The organism is Mergibacter septicus, from assembly GCF_003265225.1.
Lineage (GTDB): Bacteria > Pseudomonadota > Gammaproteobacteria > Enterobacterales > Pasteurellaceae > Mergibacter > Mergibacter septicus.
This window is the reverse complement of the sequence record NZ_CP022013.1, coordinates 1,166,445-1,186,100: the sequence shown is the minus strand read 5'-3', so window position 1 is coordinate 1,186,100 and position 19,656 is coordinate 1,166,445. Positions and strand designations below refer to the sequence as shown.

13 protein-coding genes, 1 tRNA gene and 1 pseudogene are annotated in these 19,656 nt (G+C 28.9%); 13 read left to right on the top strand and 2 right to left on the bottom strand.

The features are described 5' to 3' along the window. The first annotated feature begins 314 nt into the window (after nucleotides 1-314). The 4 genes from tyrA to CEP47_RS05565 all read left to right on the top strand — a co-directional run bounded on the left by tyrA (nucleotide 315) and on the right by CEP47_RS05565 (nucleotide 4,233). Nucleotides 315-1,436 carry a bifunctional chorismate mutase/prephenate dehydrogenase gene (gene tyrA / locus CEP47_RS05580; protein WP_261920558.1) on the top strand — a complete coding sequence of 374 codons (1,122 nt, stop codon included), beginning with the start codon at nucleotides 315-317 and terminating at the stop codon, nucleotides 1,434-1,436. Nucleotides 1,437-1,669: 233 nt separating this feature from the next. Further along, nucleotides 1,670-3,625 carry a DNA topoisomerase III gene (locus CEP47_RS05575; RefSeq protein ID WP_261920974.1) on the top strand — a complete coding sequence of 652 codons (1,956 nt, stop codon included), beginning with the start codon at nucleotides 1,670-1,672 and terminating at the stop codon, nucleotides 3,623-3,625. A gap of 156 nt (nucleotides 3,626-3,781) precedes the next feature. Beyond that, on the top strand, nucleotides 3,782-4,126 hold the full coding sequence (gene secG / locus CEP47_RS05570) for a preprotein translocase subunit SecG (RefSeq protein WP_261920559.1): 345 nt from the start codon (nucleotides 3,782-3,784) through the stop codon (nucleotides 4,124-4,126). Nucleotides 4,127-4,147: 21 nt separating this feature from the next. Next, a tRNA-Leu gene (locus CEP47_RS05565) sits at nucleotides 4,148-4,233 on the top strand. A gap of 108 nt (nucleotides 4,234-4,341) precedes the next feature. Here the strand turns inward: CEP47_RS05565 and CEP47_RS05560 are convergent. Together CEP47_RS05560 and CEP47_RS05555 are read right to left on the bottom strand one after the other, a co-directional pair. Beyond that, nucleotides 4,342-5,550 carry a capsule biosynthesis protein gene (locus CEP47_RS05560; protein WP_261920560.1) on the bottom strand — a complete coding sequence of 403 codons (1,209 nt, stop codon included), beginning with the start codon at nucleotides 5,548-5,550 and terminating at the stop codon, nucleotides 4,342-4,344. An 18-nt stretch (nucleotides 5,551-5,568) separates the two neighbouring features. Next, the gene (locus tag CEP47_RS05555) at nucleotides 5,569-7,644 is read right to left on the bottom strand and encodes a capsular polysaccharide biosynthesis protein (protein ID WP_261920561.1); all 2,076 of its coding nucleotides are present in this window, start codon (nucleotides 7,642-7,644) and stop codon (nucleotides 5,569-5,571) included. Nucleotides 7,645-7,896: 252 nt separating this feature from the next. Between CEP47_RS05555 and CEP47_RS05550 the strand changes: the two genes are divergently transcribed. From CEP47_RS05550 to CEP47_RS05510, 9 genes and pseudogenes are all read left to right on the top strand, one after another. Beyond that, nucleotides 7,897-9,303, top strand: coding sequence for a hypothetical protein (locus tag CEP47_RS05550; protein WP_261920562.1), 1,407 nt, complete (start codon nucleotides 7,897-7,899; stop codon nucleotides 9,301-9,303). Between the two features lie 16 nt (nucleotides 9,304-9,319). After that, the gene (locus tag CEP47_RS05545) at nucleotides 9,320-11,161 is read left to right on the top strand and encodes a glycosyltransferase family 2 protein (RefSeq protein ID WP_261920563.1); all 1,842 of its coding nucleotides are present in this window, start codon (nucleotides 9,320-9,322) and stop codon (nucleotides 11,159-11,161) included. A gap of 5 nt (nucleotides 11,162-11,166) precedes the next feature. Beyond that, nucleotides 11,167-12,339 carry a nucleotide sugar dehydrogenase gene (locus tag CEP47_RS05540; RefSeq protein WP_261920564.1) on the top strand — a complete coding sequence of 391 codons (1,173 nt, stop codon included), beginning with the start codon at nucleotides 11,167-11,169 and terminating at the stop codon, nucleotides 12,337-12,339. A gap of 37 nt (nucleotides 12,340-12,376) precedes the next feature. Next, nucleotides 12,377-14,418: pseudogene (locus tag CEP47_RS05535) on the top strand (glycosyltransferase); the annotation flags it as partial. Nucleotides 14,419-14,437: 19 nt separating this feature from the next. Beyond that, the gene (locus CEP47_RS05530; RefSeq protein WP_265482610.1) at nucleotides 14,438-15,874 is read left to right on the top strand and encodes a glycosyltransferase family 2 protein; all 1,437 of its coding nucleotides are present in this window, start codon (nucleotides 14,438-14,440) and stop codon (nucleotides 15,872-15,874) included. 32 nt (nucleotides 15,875-15,906) lie between these two features. Then, nucleotides 15,907-17,073, top strand: a complete 1,167-nt coding sequence (locus CEP47_RS05525; RefSeq protein ID WP_261920567.1) for a polysaccharide biosynthesis/export family protein — start codon at nucleotides 15,907-15,909, stop codon at nucleotides 17,071-17,073. A 31-nt stretch (nucleotides 17,074-17,104) separates the two neighbouring features. After that, nucleotides 17,105-18,196, top strand: a complete 1,092-nt coding sequence (locus tag CEP47_RS05520) for a capsule biosynthesis protein (RefSeq protein ID WP_261920568.1) — start codon at nucleotides 17,105-17,107, stop codon at nucleotides 18,194-18,196. Beyond that, complete coding sequence (locus CEP47_RS05515; RefSeq protein ID WP_261920569.1) at nucleotides 18,196-18,993, top strand: ABC transporter permease; 798 nt, start codon at nucleotides 18,196-18,198, stop codon at nucleotides 18,991-18,993. Before CEP47_RS05520 ends, CEP47_RS05515 begins: the two co-directional genes overlap by 1 nt. After that, entirely contained in the window at nucleotides 18,990-19,640 is a 651-nt protein-coding gene (locus CEP47_RS05510; RefSeq protein ID WP_261920570.1) for an ABC transporter ATP-binding protein, read from the top strand. Before CEP47_RS05515 ends, CEP47_RS05510 begins: the two co-directional genes overlap by 4 nt. The last annotated feature ends 16 nt before the right edge of the window (nucleotides 19,641-19,656 follow it).

Below are 19,656 nucleotides of genomic sequence, written 5' to 3'. Positions count from 1 at the left end.
CGAATTGGTTAGTGTATTGCTTTCAGAAGGGAAATGCAAAGAAATAGCAAGGTTAATTTGTAAACAGTAAAAATTAAATAAAGTACTTGTGCTTTGTAAATGAAATCTTGTAATTTATTTGTTACGTTTGATTGTACTAGTATGTTTACATTTGTTTTATGATATTAAGAATTTATTTTGATTTTTGTACAAATGGAATATGGCGTATTAATTACCGATGCTTGTATAGATTGGCAGACAACAGAACAATTATTACATAAAATACACGAGTATTTATCAAAAAAAGCATAGCAAATCAGAAGGGAGATAAAAGAGTGGTAGTTTTACAGCAATTACGTGATCAAATCGATCAGCTTGATCAGCAATTATTAACCTTATTGGCTCAACGACAACAATTAGTTGCTGATGTAGGGAAGGTAAAACATCAGTATGGGTTACCCATTTATGTACCACAACGTGAGAGTGAAATGTTAGCCGCTCGTCGTGCAGAAGCAGAAAAATATGGTATCTCACCAGATCTGATAGAAGATATTTTGCGGCGAATAATGCGAGAGTCTTATTTAAATGAAAATAAATTTGGCTTTAAAAAGGTCAATACCACGGTAGATAAAATTGTGATTGTCGGTGGAAAAGGTAAATTAGGATCATTATTTGCAACCTACTTATCTCGTTCTGGTTATTCTGTGGCTATTTTGGATAAAGATGATTGGAATCAGGCTGAAATGATTTTAGCTGGTGCAAATTTAGTGATCGTTTCTGTACCGATTAACCTAACGCTTGAAACAATAGAACGTTTGCAACCTTATCTCACTCAAGAAATGATTTTAGCGGATCTTACTTCAGTAAAAGCTGCACCTGTTGAAAAAATGTTATCAGTACATCAAGGTGCAGTAGTTGGTTTGCACCCGATGTTTGGTCCCGATATTGGCAGTATGGCGAAGCAAGTTATCGTACATTGTCACGGGCGATATCAAGAACGTTATCAGTGGTTGCTAGAACAAATGGCGATTTGGGGGGCAAAAATATTTGACATTACCGCAAAAGAACATGACCAGAGTATGACATATATCCAAGCATTACGCCATTTTGCTACCTTTGTCAGTGGGCTACATTTATCCAAACAACCTGTTGAATTACATCAGTTATTAGCTTTATCTTCACCTATTTACCGTCTAGAGTTAGCGATGATCGGACGACTGTTTGCTCAAGATGCAGAGTTATATGCGGATATTATTTTGGATAAGTCAGAAAATTTAACCGTGATAAAATCGTTACTTGAAAGTTATCAAACAGCTATTAAATATTTTGAACAAAATGATAAAACTGGGTTTATCCAAGCGTTTGAACAAGTACATCAATGGTTTGGTGATTATTCTGAACAATTTTTGCAAGAAAGTCGTCAATTACTCCAGCAAGCCTATGATCAACGGCGTTAAATTATTCTAAAGGTGAAGATTAGCTTACATATTAAAAGGTTTTTCAACTCAAGTTTGAAAGCCTTTTTTCAATAAATTGATCTTGAACGGATTATTTTGTTTTATTGGTAGAAATGATTGATTTCTCATCAATTTTTATGTGGTGTAGCAAGATTGCTCGACTTATTTGATCGCATTGATTATTATCTTGAACCAATTTGATTGAAGTGATTATTAAATTGCCTAATAAAATGATGCGTTTGTTTATTGCTGAAAAACCAAGTTTAGCCCGAGCGATTGCTGATGTGTTACCCAAACCACATCAGCGTAAGGAAGGGTATATTCAATGCGGTGCAAAAGATTATGTAACTTGGTGTGTCGGGCATTTGTTAGAGCAGGCAGAGCCTGATGCTTATGATCCGCAGTTTAAACAGTGGCGATTAGAGCATTTACCTATTGTCCCACAAATCTGGCGATTATCCCCGAAAAAAAACACTTCTCAACAATTAAAGATCATCGAAAAGCTGATTAAACAAGCCGATATCATTGTGCATGCTGGTGACCCAGATCGAGAAGGGCAATTATTAATTGATGAAGTGTTTAATTATCTGAAATTACCCTCAACTCGCCGAGATCAAATTCAACGTTGCCTGATTAGTGATCTCAATCCTAATGCTGTTACACGAGCAATTAACAAGTTACAACCAAATAAAAATTTTGTGCCATTAGCCACGTCTGCATTAGCGAGAGCAAGAGCAGATTGGTTATACGGTATTAATATGACGAGAGCCTATACCATTCGAGGACGACAAGCAGGATATCAAGGTGTGTTATCGGTTGGACGGGTACAAACCCCCGTATTAGGCTTAATTGTTCGCCGAGATTTAGAAATTGAACATTTTCAACCAAAAGATTTTTTTGATGTTATAGCCCATATTGATCAGCAAGATTGTACTGTAGTTGGCGATAATCAGATTCAAGGTTTTCCATTTAAAGCGGAATGGAAACCGAGTAAAGCTTGCGAAGCTTACCAAGATGAAGAAGGACGAATTTTGCTTAAAGCTTTAGCTGACAATGTTGCAAGGCGTATTACTGCGCAACCAGCTGAAGTAACAGAATTTATTGATAAACCTGAAAAAGAAAATCCACCTTTACCTTATTCTTTATCCGCATTACAAATAGATGCAGGAAAGCGTTATGGTATGTCGGCACAAGAGGTGTTAGATGTTTGTCAGCGTTTATATGAAACACATAAATTAATTACTTATCCACGTTCTGATTGTCGTTATTTACCTGAAGAGCATTTTAAAGAGCGGTTACAGATCTTGACAGCGATTAGTCAAGTTGATGAAGACTATCAAGAATTACCAACGGGGATAGAATATGAACGGAAAGGTCGTTGTTGGAATGATAAATTGGTTGAGGCACATCATGCCATTATTCCAACCGCTAAGGCGAGTAAAAATAACTTAACTGTAAGAGAAAAGCAGATCTACCATCTAATAGCTCGTCAATATTTAATTCAGTTTTATCCAGAAGCGATATATCGTAAAACCAAAATCAGCCTAAATATTGTAGGTGGTGTATTCGTTGCTCAATCTCGAGGATTAGCCTCTGCAGGTTGGCGACAATTACTTGGAAAAGAAGATCCTGATAATCAAGATGCGGTGGTCGCATTACCGCAGGTTAAAGTAGGTGATATTTTATATTGCCGTGAAGGAGAAGTGCTGACAAAACAAACTCAACCGCCTCGCCCTTTTACTGATGCTACATTGCTTTCAGCAATGACAGGGATAGCACGTTTTGTACAGGATAAAGCGTTAAAGAAAATTTTACGTGAAACTGATGGCTTGGGAACAGAAGCGACTCGAGCAAGTATCATCGAACTATTATTTAAACGTGGTTTTTTAACTAAAAAAGGGCGGAATATTCATAGCACTGAAACAGGCAGAATCTTAATTCAATCGCTACCAGAAATAGCAACTCAGCCAGATATGACCGCAAATTGGGAGTCGCAATTAGAAGCGATTAGTCGCAAACAGGAAAGTTATCAACAATTTATGGCGAAATTAATCAATACTTTGCCACAGCTCGTCCAGAATATAGATCCACAAAAATTAACTTGTTTAAGACAACTTAATCAGATTAACTCAAATAGAAAGACTACAACAAAATTCAAGCAAAACTCAAACAATAAAAAGAGTGGCTAAATAGTTTAAAAAATTACCAGTTACAACAGTTGAAAGAGGAAAAGGCTTGCACCCTATTAGGCAATCTTATATGATGTGCAAGTTTTTTCATTACCTAACAAGTAAGGTAATAAGAATAATTTAAACATCAAGTAAATTAATCAAAGAGAAAATATAATGTACCAAATTCTTTTAGTTATCTATCCAGTAATTGCAGTTGCTTTAATTGCCTTTATTTTAGTTCAACAAGGTAAAGGTGCAGATATGGGAGCATCTTTCGGTTCTGGTGCATCAGGTACAGTATTTGGTGCCAGTGGTGCAGGTAACTTTCTAACACGTAGTACAGCAATTTTAGCATTTCTCTTTTTTCTAATTAGTTTAGTTATCGGTAACTTGACTTCACATTCTTCAGCACCGCAAGGTACATTTGATAACTTAACAGGTGTTGCCCAACAAGTTGAAAAAACTAAACAAGAAACATTGATTAAAAAAGAAGATCAAAATAAAGATATCCCTCGTTAATCTTCTAAATACCCATCTAATGCTCTGATGGTGGAATTGGTAGACACGCTATCTTGAGGGGGTAGTGTCCATAGGACGTGTGGGTTCAAGTCCCACTCAGAGCACCATAAATTTTACTTATCTAAAATATATATCTTATTAAAGATATTTTAATTTGTTAATTAAAATAGTTAGAATCAAGTCTGTACTGTTTTAAATCAGAAGTTTATATTTTATTAAGGTAAAATCACTTTGTTATAAAAACTACCATTAATTTGAGTTTTATTTAAATGGTAATTTTGGAAGCCTCTAAAAACTTGTTTATTTGGTTTAGTTGGCTTATGCCAAAAATTTTTCAGTGTTCCTTGGTGAGTTAAACCTTCAAAATCATAATTTGCTCTTCCTAATGTAATTACTGGCATATTATGAATTAAAGCAGAAATGCCACAGGTACTATTTAATGTAATCATTCCTTTTCCTTTACGGAGTAAAATTGGTAAAGGTACGTCATAAATATAATATAGTTTATGTTTTAGATGAGGATATAAAATTTTATATTTTTCAATGATATTATTATAATCAGTAAAACCAATATCCATTGGGTGGTGTTTTACTATTAATGTTAGATTTTTTGGGGCATTTTTAGCAAAAGATTCAAGAACATAAATTAAGAAATCAGCAACACTATCAAAATCACTGTGAATTTTCACTTGAGAATCATTATATACCTGTAAAGGTAGAATATAAAAATCACCAAATTTATTTTTTTTCACATCTTTAATAAAATGATAAGTATATAATTTTTTATTAATTTTCTTTAAGCCTGATTTTATCCAATGCTTAATATAATATGTTGTATTAAGCATTCTGTGATGTTTATAAAAAGGATATTTGTTTTTATTTTTATTTGCTTGATGATAGTATTTTGCTGCGAGTTTAGCGGCTGGTAGGAAGCCAGAAGCAACATTTTGAGGTTTAGCTGATTGTGGTAAATTAGAAAATTGAAGGTAAAATTCTTTATTTCTAGGAATGGTTGAAAATGCGTTAACTCCCTCTTTTTCAAGAGTAATAAAATGAGGACGAAAATACCCTTCTTCTAATACCCAAAAAGTTATATTTAATTTCTTTGCTAATTTTTTTGCAATAACATGATAAGGACGAGTGTCCCCGAAACAAATAAAAGTGTCAATGTTATTTTTCTTTATGAAATCACGCAAAAAATTATCAAACTCAGTTAATTTTCCTGTATATGTATAAGGATTATTATGATCATCTGTTTCTGGATAAAAATACTCATCACCAGCATTAAAGTTTAATTTAAATACTATTTTATTATGTTTTTTTAGCCATTGGGATAAGTCAGTAAAGAAATATCCAATAGGTGATTGTAATAATAATATTTTCCGTGATGAACTTAAAAGTTCATCAATATTATGATTAATCATAAAGATTTCCAAAAGTAGTTAATTTCTTAATGTTTTATAAAGATATTTTAATTTTGTTACTTGTTTTTGAAACCAAGAACGATCTAATTTAGGATTTTGTTTTTCTTTTTGATTTTGTAAGTAATAAATAATAGTTTCGACATTAGTAAGTTGTTGGGTTTCTGGATTAAAATAAAGAGGATAGTAGATTAAAGTTGCAACTAATAATTCAACAACGGTTACTTTACGTTGTCGTCTTGATAAATGAATTTTATCTATAGTTAATCCCCAATTAGAATAAAAAGGTAAACCATAACAGTGTACAATTTTATTACGTAATAAAGCCTCAAAACCAGCTAGAGAAGTCATCGTATGTACTTCATCGACTTGTTGAATACAATCTAAAATATTACTATTTTCTATAATCTGATCAGCAAATTCTAATGCTAAATGAGAAGGAATATTTCCAATTCTATTTCCAGTTAATACATCTGGATGGGGTTTATATAGAATATATGCATTAGGATTATCTTTGCGAACTTGCTTTAATAAATCTAGATTAGTTTTGATTTTAGGAGAACCAAAATGAATAGACGCATCATCTTCAACTTGTCCGGGAACTAGAATTATTTTTTTATCTGAATTAAGGATAAAAGGATGATTGCCGACATTATATTTTCCAATATTATAATTCAATAATTGCTGGAGTAATTTATTCCCTCGAATATAATCTTCATCAGTAAAGAGATGGTTTTGAATAATATATTCTAATCTAGATGGCTGAGTTGGATCAAAATAAATACCAAGATCATCAATTACTAAAGACAAAGGTGGGACAAGATTAGAGCCTAAACCGATTGAACGAATAAATCCATCTTCTATTCTTAAAATCTGTAGATTATGCTTTTTAGCATAATTAATAATTTCTGCTTGACCTACTCCCCAAACTAAGATCTTACTATTAGAATTAACTATTTCAGTTTTTAAATATTTAATGCCTTTTATAAAATGAAGTTTACAAGCAGGGAAATTAAAGTATGGTTTGATAATTGCTTGCTTCCATAACGACATTCCAAAACAATAAATATCACCTGCTAAAAATTGGTTTAATTGTTTCGCTTTAATTAAATAATTAATTACATCAAAAATAGATCCTTTTTTTCCTGTGTTAGGATCGATATAACGACTATATTGTAAATAAGCAGCAGCAAAGAGGTGTATTAAAGAACGTTTAGCTCTACGTTTTTGCTTATATAATATTTCGATATTTTTATGCCGATCATCAGTTAATCCCCAACCTGCATACCAAGGTAATCCAAAAGTAACTACTTTTTTGTTTAAAAGTAAAGCTTCAAATCCCATTTGAGAGGTAACACAATAGACTTTATCAACCTGCTGTAATAAATAAATTGGATTAATATCTTCAATAATTAATTTAACTCTTTTATTGTATTTATTTAAATTTGTTAAATAACCTTGTTTTTTACCACTGATTACATCAGGATGAGTTTTTATCCAAATTTCTGCTTGAGGATTTTCATCAATTGCTGTATCTAGCATTTTATCAAAATCTGATTGATCTGCTTGACCATATTTGACTGCCATATCACCATATGTTTGATCAATAATTAAAATAACAGATGAATGATATTTTTCTTTTTTTAATATAATTTCAGGAGCGTGATTATATTTGGATAATTTATTATAGCAAATTAATTGTATTGCTTGTTTTGCTTGATGAATAATATCAGCAGTAATATCTTTTGCCAAAATTAACTGTTCTAAACGAGAAGTTCGAGTAGTGTCATAGTATATCCCTATATCGTCATATACTATTGAATATGGTGAATTTCCAGTTACACCTAGCCCCAATGAACGTAAAAAACCATCTTCTAATGCAATATATGGAAGATTGTATTTCTTAGCATATTTTCTGGCTTTGATTGTTGTTGGACGCAATCCCCATCCTAAAACTTTTAAATTCTTGTTATTTATTATAAATGGTTTATATGGAGATATATAAATAATAGGGTTTATTATGAAAGATAATAAGTTTTTAATTTTATACATTTCTTTTGAAAAGCAAATATAAATATATTGATTATTTTTTGTCATTTATTTTGTTAATTATTTCGTTTTATGAAAGTAAATGTTTTAAATTATAAATTTTTGTATATAAATGTCAATATTAATATTAAAGGTTTTATCTTACATGATAAAGTGTTATTATTGCATTCTAATATATAGATTACCACTAAAATATTATTTAATCATCAATATATTTAATTGAAGTAATTGTTTTAATCTGTTATTGTAATCAGTTGGTTTAGATTTTATGATTTATGTTTTTTTAAAGGATAGAGTTTAATGAATAAAATTATCATTATTATTGGTTCTGATAATGTCTCAAGTAAATTCATTGAAGATTTTTTTATTGAGTGTGGTATGAAACCTGCACAAAAATCAAAGTATAATAGGGTTTCTCCATTAGAAATTGATAATATTTTAAATAAACTAAATGATACAAAAGAGATATTACCTTTAGATATTAAAAAAAATAATAATTTAATCAATACATCTTTTATTTCTAAAAATAAATCTAAAAATAAAAGGAAAAAGAAATCCATAGAGGATAAAAATCATTTAGTTTGGGATAACTTAGCACTAAATTTATTTTTAGCAAATTTAGATCAACCATTTTGGGGATGGAGTGATGATAACGCATTAAATTTAGTTGAATACTGGTATAAGATGAATTCAAAAATAAAATTTATTTTAGTTTATGATAGACCAGAAGATATCTTTTTTAATAATAATATAGATAAAATAAAACATATAGATGAAAGTTGGTTACAAACAGAGTTTAGTAATTGGATTAAATATGCCAAAAGAGTATTGGAATTAATCAATCGATTTCCTAATAATTGTATTTTAATTAATAAAAAACAAGTTTTAGACTTTCCAGATGATTCAATTGAAAAATTATTTAATAAATTAGGTGTTTCAATTAATCGATCAAAAAATAATAAATTATCTAATAATCTAACCAATTCTATTACTGAAAATAATATATTTAAATTACTCACTGAAAGAATGATTGCATCAAATCAGGAGTTAAAATTATTATATTCTCAGTTAGAGGAATTATCTTTTTTACCTTATAAGTATAGTAATGAGTATGATAATGATATTTTATTATCAATTGATAGTTGGAATGATATATTAGAATATTTTTATGGAGATAATTCAAAAGATAATTTACAAGAAAAAATTTTAGAGCAGGAAAAGAATAAAGAAATAATATTAAATAAATATAATCTCCTTTTAGAAGATAATCAGGCTTTATTAAATCAATTACATTTAGTTCAAGAGAAATTTGAAGAGCTCTTTCTTGAGAATAAAAAATTAAAATCTAAACTTAATCCTGCCTTATTGGGTGCTGAGAAAAGAATAAGACAACAATTAAGATATAGATTAGGTTTTCAAATGATTAAGAGTAGTAAAAGTATATTAGGAATATTATCAATGCCTTTTTCACTTATAAGAGTTTATTGTGAATATAAGATTGATAGAATGAATAATAGAGAAAAGCTTCCTTCAATTTCATCATATCAAGATTATTATCAAGCAGAAAAAATAAAAAATCATTTGTCTTATAAATTAGGTGGTGTATTTTTAGATAATTTTAAATTACCTTTCAAATGGATTTTTTTACCTAAAGAAATAATTAATACAATAAGGGTATTTAGAAAAGAAAAAAATAAAACTTCTTAGTATAAGGTTAATTAAAATGGATTTATTTAGAAAAGCAAATAAATTTTTTCTTAGTAAAGAGTATAATAAAGCATTAGAATTATATATCTTAATTGGTCGTTTATATGGTATAAATGAATTAGTTGAATATCAAATATCTAAATGTAGAGAAAAAATTAATGGTGAGAATATAGTTAATAATTCTGAAATTAATTCATTATTAATACCTGAATTATATTCTCTGGTTGAAAAAACACCGATAGATAGCTATCAGGATAAACTGAATGATTCATTTTCTTATCCTTTGGTTACCGTTATAATTACAGCACATAATACTCAAGAATTTATAGAGTCTTCTATAAACTCTGTTTTATTACAGTCATATAAAAATATAGAAATTATTGTTATTGATGATTATAGTAATGATAATACATATGAAATAGCTACTAGAATTTCTAGTTCAAATTCAAAAGTAAAAGTATTTAGATTAAATAGTAATTTAGGTACTTATTATGCAAAAAATTTAGGTATAAAAAAAGCAAAAGGGGAAATTATCTTTTTTCAAGATAGTGATGATGTTTGTCATTTTGAGAGAATAGAACGTTGTGTAAATTCTTTATTGAAAAATCCTAATTGTGTCGCAGTCAGAAGTGGTTATTCAAGAATTGATTTAAATACTCATACTGTAATTACTGTTAATGATTCAATTTATAGAATAGGTTTAATTACTTTGGGAGTATATAGAAAAGTATTTGATGATATTGGTTTTTTTAATTGTACGACTAAGGCATCTGATGATGAGTTTTTTAATAGGATCATTGCTTATTACGGTAGAGAAAAGGTATCAATTGTAGATTTACCTTTATATTATAATACTATGAGAGAGAATTCTTTATTCTCTGATATGGTAAAGTGGAAAGATAAATCTAGTATTATTCAAACTGTTTCTAATAGTAGATGTAATTATGTAAAAGAATTTACAGTTTTACATAAGGAGATAGATAAAAGTAAATATAAAGAAGTTTTTTATTATCCTAGATGTAAAGATGCTATTAATGTCGATGATGATATGTCTAAATTACCAAATCCAAAACTTCCTATCTATATTAGTATTTGTTCAATTCCTTCTAGAATTAAAAGTTTAGAAAAGGTTATTCAGGCATTGAATCATCAATGTGATTTTTTTCATATATATTTAGATGGATATGAAAATATTCCTAAATTTATTGAAAAATTACATCATAAGGCTAAAGTTGTTATTTGTAATGATAAAAATACTTCATTAAGAGATAATGGAAAATTTTTATTATTAGAAGAATTAATAAAAGAAAATAAAGATGGTTACTATTTTACTTGTGATGATGATATAGAATATCCAGTTGATTATGTTAATACATTATTAGAGCGTTTATATAAATATCAAGAAAAGGTAGTTGTGGGTTCTCATGGTGTTATTTTATCGAATAGAATTAAAAAGTATTTTTCAGATGATAGGATAGTTTACCATTTTAGAAAATCACTCGAAAAAGATATACCCGTAAATATTCTAGGCACTGGGACAGTAGCATTTAGAGTTGGGATATTTAGTAGATTTTGTCTTTCAGAATTTAAATTTCCAGGAATGGTAGATATTTATTTTGCTATAGAGTGTAAGAAAAATAATATTTTGCAGGTTTGTATTGAACGTCATAATAATTGGTTAAAAGAATATAGTGGTATTAGTGAAACATTATATAAAGAATTTGTTATTAATGATAGTAAACAAACAAAATTAATAAAAGATAATTATCCTTGGGGATATACACCTATTTTACCTTTATTATCCGAAGTTAATGAGTTTAAAAGTTTAATCCCTAAATTGTTTTTTTATAATAGGTAGATGAAATGAACAATATAACTGTTGTAGGCATTGGGTATGTTGGCTTATCTAATGCAGTTTTATTAGCTCAAAAAAATAATGTAACAATTATAGATATTGATTCTGAAAAGGTTGATTTAATAAATAAAAGAAGATCACCGATCATAGATAAAGATATTATATATTATTTAGAAAATAAACCATTAAATTTAGTAGCTACTGTAGATAAAAATATTGCATATAAAAAAGCAGATTATATTATCATTGCAGTACAAACTAATTATGATCCTAATACAAATTATTTTGATACATTTTCACTTGAAACAGTTATTAGTGATATTATTGAGATTAATCCATTAGCACTTATTATTATTAAATCAACAGTTCCAGTAGGTTTTACTGAAAAAATAAAGGAAAAATTTAAAGCTAATAATATTATTTTTTCTCCAGAATTTTTACGAGAAGGAAAAGCTTTATTTGATAATTTATATCCTAGTAGAATTATACTTGGTGAAAAATCTGAAAGGGCAAAGAGTTTTTCTTTACTACTTAAAGAATCGGCATTGAAAAAAGATATAAATATATTATTTACAAATAATACTGAGGCAGAGGCAATCAAACTATTTGCGAATACTTATTTAGCTATGCGGATAGCTTTTTTTAATGAATTAGACACATATGCTATGATTCATAAATTGAATACTGAAGATATTATATATGGTATAGGTTTAGATCCTAGAATAGGAAATTATTATAATAATCCTTCTTTTGGCTATGGTGGATATTGTTTACCTAAAGATACAAAACAGTTATTAGCAAATTATAAAGATGTTCCACAGAATTTAATTCAATCTATTGTTTTAGCCAATAGAACACGGCAAGATTTTATTATTAATGATATTTTATCAAATAATCCTAAAAAAATAGGTGTATATCGTTTAATTATGAAATCTAATTCTGATAATTTTAGAGAATCTTCTGTTCAGTATATAATTTCTCAATTAAAATTAAAAGGGATAGAAATAGTTATTTATGAACCTGTTTTATTAGATGATACATTTAATTCTATTCCTATCGAAAGGGATTTAGTAAAATTTAAATTCGAGAGTGATTTAATTATAGCGAATAGAATAAATATTGAATTAAATGATGTTTTGTATAAAGTCTATACTAGAGATATTTGGAATAAAGATAGTTGATTCTTATTAGATTTTATTTTTATATAGAGAGACCAATATGAATATATTAACTAAGGCTATTAAGCTATTTAATGAAGAATCTTATAGTAAAGCACTAAGATTATTTGAACAAGCTGCAGAAATTTATGGGTATGATTTTGTTAAACTAAATATTTTAAGATGTCGAAAAAAATACCAGATTCAGATAATTTAGATTATTTATATAATCAAGTAAATTATAAGGATAATTCAAATTTAGATTTGGCAACAAAAATATTATTATCTAATATGGGAGAATTAGAGTTATCAAAAGAAGAAAGAGAGAAATTAATTACAGATTGGCAAGATAGAACTACAAAGAAATCAGAATTAATTTCTATAAATAAAGTTAATTTAATTCCTAGAGATTTTCCTACTGACTTAAAATTTTTTCCATTACCTGATGGTCCAAATGATTATATTTGGAATTATAATAAAACGCTTTCTTTGGGAAGAATAGAAAAGGATAAATTATTTAATAATAAAGTAGGGCTATCAATAGTTATACCTACTTTTAATCGTTCTAGAATTTTAGATATTACTTTGGCTTGTTTAGTTAATCAAATAACACAATATCCTTTTGAAATTATTGTTGCTGATGATGGAAGTCAAGAGGATTTAAGTTCTATTATTAGAAAATATGAAAAACAACTAGATATTAAATATGTAAGACAGCGAGATAATGGTTATCAATTATGTGCAATTAGAAATTTAGGATTAAGATGTTCTAAATATCTATATGTGGCAATATTAGATTGTGATATGGCTCCTAATCCTTATTGGATTGATGCTTATATGAAGGATTTAATTCTTGATGATAATATCGCATTAATAGGACCGAGAAAATATATTGATACTCAATGGATTAATGCTGAGGATTGTTTAAATGATGCCTCATTGATAACTTCTTTACCTGAGGTTATTACAAATAATATAGAGGGAAGTGTATCAATAGATTGGCGGTTAGATCATTTTAAAAAAACGGAAGGCTTACGTTTATGTGATTCTCCATTTAGGTTTTTTAGTGGAGGAAACGTTGCATTTGCAAAAAAATGGTTAGAGATTGCAGGTGAGTTTGATGAAGAATTTACTCATTGGGGAGGAGAGGATAATGAATTTGGTTATCGTTTATATAGAGCAGGTTGTTTTTTTAAAGTAGTAGCTCAGGCTATGGCTTATCATCAAGAGCCCCCAGGAAAAGAAAATGAGACGGATAGGAGTGAAGGTAAAAAAATTACGTTAAATATAGTAAAAGAAAAAGTACCTTATATATATCGAAAATTATCATCAATTACAGAAAGTAAAATTTATACGGTACCATTGGTGTCAATATATATGCCTGTGTATAATTGTGAGAAATTTATTCAACGTAGTGTAGATAGTGCATTAAATCAAACAATAACAGATTTGGAAGTTTGTATTGTTGATGATGGATCAACTGATAATACTCTGTCTATTTTGAAAGCTATTTATGGAAATAATCCTAGAGTACGGATTTTTAGTAAAGAAAATGGAGGAATTGCATCAGCCTCTAATATGGCAGTAAAAAATTGTAGAGGATTTTATATTGGGCAACTTGATGGTGATGATTATTTAGAGCCTGATGCAGTAGAAGTTTGTTTAAAGGAATTTTTCAAAGATAGAACACTTGCTTGTGTATATACGGCAAATCGTAATGTGAATCCAGATGGTTCATTAATTGCGAATGGGTATAACTGGCCTGAATTTTCACGAGAAAAATTTACAACGGCAATGATAGTACATCATTTTAGAATGTTTACTATTCGAGCTTGGAATTTAACAGAAGGGTTTAATGAGAATATTTCTAATGCTGTAGATTTTGATATGTATTTAAAATTAAGTGAAGTAGGAAAATTTAAACATATTAATAAGATTTGTTATAACAGGGTATTACATGGAAATAATACATCAATAGATAATATAGAAGAACAAAAGAAAAATCATTTTATTGTTGTAAATGAATTTTTGGAGAGACAAAAAATTAGAAATTATGAGTATATTTCAATAGATAATGATAAAAATAGCCGTAGATATGCTTTTTTAAGTAAAAATAAATAATATGATTTTAAATAAAATATTGAGGGTGAAGCAGGATAGTATATTAAATTTACTTTCCAATAGGTTGGTTAGAAAATTTTTTGTTTCTTTTAAAATTTATCTTTATTTTAGATTGGGAATGTATAAAACTGTTTCTGAAATAGCCTATAAGGGAAATAACTTTTATACTAATTTTGCAAAAGCTATTTCTTTTTCTGCTATTGGTAATAGAGAAATGGCTAATTATTATATTGCTAATCTTTTAGATAAATATAAGAATAGAAAGAAAAAGCAGAAAGAAAAATTATCTAGAATGCTAAACCCATATTACCCTGAATTATCATTATCTATTTTAGAAAATGTTGGCGTAAAGGATACCCGTTATTTTTCTCTACTATTAGCATTGGATAAAGAAATAAAAATAAAAACTCAAGAAATAAGAATACCTGAAGATTGGTTGTTTTATTTAAATTTATATAATACTCAATCAAGCATTCCTTTACCTGTTAAACAATTAGAATATTTAAATGGTTTTCTTAATGATTATCAATTAGAGAAAATGCAGTTAATTAATCAGAAAAGGGAACTAAATGTATTTAATCTTACTTGTGTTTGTAGGAAAATATATTCTGAGAATTTGCCATTAGTCTCTATTTTAGTAACTACTTTTAATAGTCAAGAAAGTATAGAGTATTGTTTAAAATCTTTATTACTTCAAACATATTCTAATATAGAAGTTATCGTGATTGATGATAATAGTACAGATAATACATTAGAAATAATTATTGATTTTATGCGGGAAGATAAACGAATAAAATTAATTTCTTTACCTTATAATATAGGTACATTTTCTGCTAAAAATATTGGCTTACAGTATGTAAAAGGAGAATTTGTAACTTGTCAAGATTCTGATGATTATGCTCATCCAAGAAAGATAGAAGAACAAATTATTCCTTTATTGGAAGATAATAATATTATTTGTACTGTATCAGATTGGATTCGATTAGATAATAAAGGAAATGCTTATTCCCGTTTTATCTATCCTATTATGAGACATAATCCTGCATCACTGATGTTTAGAAAAGAGATTGTTTTAAATAATATTGGTTACTGGGATTATGTGAGAATTGGTGCGGATAGTGAATTTTATGAAAGGTTAAAGTTATTTTTTGGCAGTAAATCTGTAAAAAAGATTAGGAAGCCTTTGACATTCGGAGCCCACAGAGAAAACTCTTTAATGACTTCTAAAGATACTGGGTATGATAGTAACGGGCTTTCAAATATTCGTTTAGAGTATTGGGAAGCGTGGAGAAAATGGCATATTCATTGTTGTAAGAACAAGCAGCTTTTAAAAATAAGTGGAGGGTTATCTCATCGACCATTTTCAGTACCTAAAGAGATTGAAGTTGATTTAAATTTAGTTAAGAAAAGTATAAAAGAATTAAAATTATATTATTAAAAATAATTTAATGAATATTGATAGGATTAGAGATGATTTTGAAAAATAAAAATATAATATTTTTAATTGGTTGTTTAGTTTTAACTGGTTGTTCTTTAAATCCGGGATTAATTATTAATAAAGCCTCAATACTAGACTTAAATAATCAAAAAGAAACATTACCTGAAGTAAGAATTATAAAGGTAGATGAAAAAATTGTTGATATATTGTCTGAATATAAATTTTCTCAATCTTTTAGCCAATTCAAGCATAATTCAACTAATTATTTTGGTGCGGTAAATGTTGGTGATGTATTGGATATTTCAATTTGGGAGGCACCTCCTTCAGTATTATTTTCTGCTGGGAAAAATAACTCAGGAGCAGATTTAGCTCGTTTACCAGAACAAATGGTAAGTGAAACAGGGAAAATTACAATTCCATTTTTAGGGAGTGTTTTAGTACAAGGAAAAACACTAGAACAGATTCAGACTATTATTAAGCATGGATTAGCTAAGATAGCGAATCAGCCTCAAGTTATTGTTCGTTTAGTGAAAAATAATTCAGCAAATGTTACGGTTTTACGTCAAGGAAATGGTATTCGTATGCCATTAACAGCGGCAGGAGAACGAGTTTTAGATGCGGTAGCTGCTGTTGGTGGTGTACAAAGTGATCTACAGGATATATCTGTTCAGTTAGCTAGAGATAAGCAAGTTAAGACAATTGCTTTAGAACGATTAACTTCTGAACCTATGGAAAATATTCCTTTGCGTTCTGGCGATGTACTAACATTATTAAATAATTCATTAAGTTTTACTGGTCTTGGTGCATTAAATAATAATCGGGTTATTAAGTTTTCTGCTCGGGGATTATCGTTATCTGAAGCGATAGCCAAGATGGGAGGATTAATTGATACACGTTCAGATCCTCAAGGGGTTTTTGTTTTTCGGTATGTTTCTTTTGATCATTTATCTTTATCTGATAAACAAAAATGGAAAAAAGAAGGTTATAGCTCAGGAATGGATATTCCTACGGTATATCAAGTTAATTTATTAGAACCAAAATCTTTATTTTGGTTACAGCGTTTTCCTATGCAAGATAAGGATATTGTTTATGTTTCTAATGCACCTTTAGCAGAATTTAATAAGTTTTTACGAATGGTATTTTCTATTACTTCACCAGCTATTATTAATGTTAGAGAAATTTCTAAAATTTCTGATTAATATTTTTAGTTGTTAAGAGATGTTATTTAAAATGAAAATTAAAGCAAATTTTAATCCACTATTTTGGCTTTTAGTTATTATTCCAACGTTTTGTTCAATAATCTATTTTTCTTTTTGGGCATCAGATATGTATGTATCTGAATCTAGTTTTGTTGTCCGTTCAGCTCGTAGTCAAAATTCATTAAGTAGTTTTGGTGCTTTATTGCAGGGGATTGGTATTTCTCGTTCTCAAGATGATACTTATACTGTGCAGAGCTTTATTCGTTCTCGTAATGCCGTAGATGAGTTAGAAAAAGTATTACCACTTGAAAAGTATTATGATAAAGGAGATGTATTTAGCCGTTTTGCTCCGTTTGGTTTTAATAATGAAAAGGAAAATTTTTATCAGTACTTTTTAAAACAGCAAACTATTAATTTAGATCCTATTTCAGGCATTGCTACATTAAGTATTAGTGCTTTTAGTGCAGAAGATGCACAAAAAATTAATAAGGAATTATTAAAATTAGCAGAGCAGTTGATTAATCGTTTAAATCAACGTGCAAGAAAAGATAGCCTTTTATTTTCACAACAATCCGTTAAAGAAGCTGAAGAAAGAGTAAATAGATCTGCATTAGCGTTAGCTGATTATCGGGTAAAAAATGGTATTTTTGATATTAAAGCACAATCAGAAGTACAATTAGAATTAATATCTAAATTACAAGGCGAGCTAATTAGTCTTCAAACTCAGTTAGCACAAATCAGAGCTATTTCACCCAATAATCCACAGATAAATACTTTACAAATAAGAGAAAAAAGTATTCAAACTGAAATGGAAAAACAGATTGCCGTGATGCTTGGTAAAGGTGATTCTATTGCACATCAAACAGCCGAATATCAGCGTTTAATTTTAGAAAATACTTTAGCACAGCAGCAGTTAACTGGTGCTTTAACTTCATTGCAAAATGCAAAAGATGAAATAGAAAGACAACAGCTTTATTTGGAAGTTATTAGTAAACCAAATTTACCTGATTTAGCATTATTGCCCTATAGAATTTATAGCATTATTTCTACATTGATTTTTGGCTTAATTTTATACGGTATTTTTAGTTTATTAATCGCAAGTATTAGAGAGCATAAAAACTGATGCAATACGGTAATGATACTACTTTTAAGCAATCATTAGTTATTCAAGGAAGGGTGATTGGTGCGTTAATAATGCGAGAAATTATCACTCGATATGGGCGAAATAATATCGGTTTTTTATGGTTATTTGTTGAACCACTTCTTTTTACTTTAGTCATCGTATTGATGTGGAAGTTTTTTCGTGCAAATCATTATTCAACTCTCAATATAATTGCTTTCGTGATAACAGGTTATCCTATGGCGATGATGTGGCGAAATACCTCTAATCGTGTTATTGGGGCAATTTCAGCTAATATTAGCTTGCTTTATCATCGTAATGTGCGTGTATTAGATACCTTAGTGAGTCGAATGTTGTTGGAAATAGCTGGGGCAACTATTGCACAAATCGTTATTATGGCTGTTCTGATGTTGGTGGGGTGGATTAATCTTCCAGTTGATGTCTTTGAAATGCTATTGGCTTGGTTATTAATGGCATTTTTTGCTATTGGTTTAGGGCTAATTATTAGTTCAATTGTGTATTATTTTGAAGCTTTTGGTAAAATTTGGGGGACTTTAAGCTTTGTTATGTTACCTCTTTCTGGTGCATTTTTCTTTGTGAATAGTTTTCCTCCTAAAATTCAACAATATTTGTTATATCTGCCAATGGTAAATGGGACTGAGATGTTTCGTGATGGTTATTTTGGACATTCAGTCACTACTCATTTTGATCCTATGTTTATTTTAAAGTGTGATCTCATTATGTTATTTATTGGATTAGTATTGGTAAAACGTTTTAGTAAAGGAATTGAACCATCATGATAAGTGTTGAAAACGTTAGTAAACGTTATAAAACAAGAAACGGGTGGAAAACGGTATTGCATGATGTCAATTTTAAGCTAGAAAGAGGAGAAAAAATTGGCATTTTAGGGAAAAATGGTGCAGGTAAATCCACACTTATTCGTTTAATTAGTGGCGTTGAATCTCCTACCAGTGGACGTATTCAGCGAACAATGAGTATTTCTTGGCCGTTAGCATTTTCTGGAGCATTTCAAGGCAGTTTAACTGGAATGGATAATCTGCGTTTTATTTGTCGTATTTATAATGTGGATTTTGATTATGTAAAACAATTTACTGAAGAATTTTCAGAATTGGGTGATTACCTTTATGAACCAGTGAAAAAATACTCTTCAGGAATGAAAACACGTTTAGCATTTGCATTATCTTTGTCGGTAGAGTTTGATTGTTATTTGATCGATGAAGTTATTGCTGTTGGTGATTCTCGTTTTTCAAAGAAATGTAAATATGAATTATTTGAAAAACGCAAAGATCGTTCCATTATTTTGGTTTCTCATAATTCAAGTGCAATTAGAAAATATTGTGATAATGCCTCTGTGTTAGATAGTGGCTATATGTATAATTTTTCTTCAATTGATGACGCATACAAATATTATAATAATACGATGTAATTAATATTTCAGTTTT

What these genes read in the sequence shown, in the direction of transcription:
- CEP47_RS05575 (WP_261920974.1), top strand. Translation starts at nt 1,670, where the DNA reads ATGCGTTTGTTTATTGCTGAAAAACCAAGTTTAGCCCGAGCGATTGCT.
- secG (WP_261920559.1), top strand. Translation starts at nt 3,782, where the DNA reads ATGTACCAAATTCTTTTAGTTATCTATCCAGTAATTGCAGTTGCTTTA.
- CEP47_RS05560 (WP_261920560.1), bottom strand. Translation starts at nt 5,550, where the DNA reads ATGATTAATCATAATATTGATGAACTTTTAAGTTCATCACGGAAAATA.
- CEP47_RS05555 (WP_261920561.1), bottom strand. Translation starts at nt 7,644, where the DNA reads ATGACAAAAAATAATCAATATATTTATATTTGCTTTTCAAAAGAAATG.
- CEP47_RS05550 (WP_261920562.1), top strand. Translation starts at nt 7,897, where the DNA reads ATGAATAAAATTATCATTATTATTGGTTCTGATAATGTCTCAAGTAAA.
- CEP47_RS05545 (WP_261920563.1), top strand. Translation starts at nt 9,320, where the DNA reads ATGGATTTATTTAGAAAAGCAAATAAATTTTTTCTTAGTAAAGAGTAT.
- CEP47_RS05540 (WP_261920564.1), top strand. Translation starts at nt 11,167, where the DNA reads ATGAACAATATAACTGTTGTAGGCATTGGGTATGTTGGCTTATCTAAT.
- CEP47_RS05530 (WP_265482610.1), top strand. Translation starts at nt 14,438, where the DNA reads ATGATTTTAAATAAAATATTGAGGGTGAAGCAGGATAGTATATTAAAT.
- CEP47_RS05525 (WP_261920567.1), top strand. Translation starts at nt 15,907, where the DNA reads ATGATTTTGAAAAATAAAAATATAATATTTTTAATTGGTTGTTTAGTT.
- CEP47_RS05520 (WP_261920568.1), top strand. Translation starts at nt 17,105, where the DNA reads ATGAAAATTAAAGCAAATTTTAATCCACTATTTTGGCTTTTAGTTATT.
- CEP47_RS05515 (WP_261920569.1), top strand. Translation starts at nt 18,196, where the DNA reads ATGCAATACGGTAATGATACTACTTTTAAGCAATCATTAGTTATTCAA.
- CEP47_RS05510 (WP_261920570.1), top strand. Translation starts at nt 18,990, where the DNA reads ATGATAAGTGTTGAAAACGTTAGTAAACGTTATAAAACAAGAAACGGG.